This is a genomic window from Pseudomonas sp. SIMBA_041, from assembly GCF_046535095.1.
GTDB lineage: Bacteria > Pseudomonadota > Gammaproteobacteria > Pseudomonadales > Pseudomonadaceae > Aquipseudomonas > Aquipseudomonas mucoides.
On record NZ_JAWRXJ010000953.1, the window covers coordinates 1 to 235 of the forward strand.

Genomic DNA, 235 nt, shown 5'->3' on the forward strand with positions numbered 1-235 from the left:
TATCCCTCGCCACCGGATCGACACCAGAAGTAGGCTCATCGAGGATTAACATCTCCGGGCGATGAATCACCGCCACCGCCAGCGAAAGCCGCTGGCGAATGCCGAGCGGCAATGACTCCGGCAGAATATCTTCAACGTCGTTGAGCTTAAAACGCTCGCTCATTTCAGCCACTCTTGCGGGAATTTCCGCTTCCGGGATGTGAAACAAACGGGCATGTAACTCAAGGTTTTGCCG

1 protein-coding gene is annotated in these 235 nt (G+C 54.9%); it reads right to left on the reverse strand.

Going from position 1 to position 235, the window contains the following annotated elements:
* Window positions 1–235, reverse strand: a 235-nt coding sequence (locus SB725_RS33960; RefSeq protein WP_410923795.1) for an ATP-binding cassette domain-containing protein, incomplete at both ends; no start/stop codon positions are given.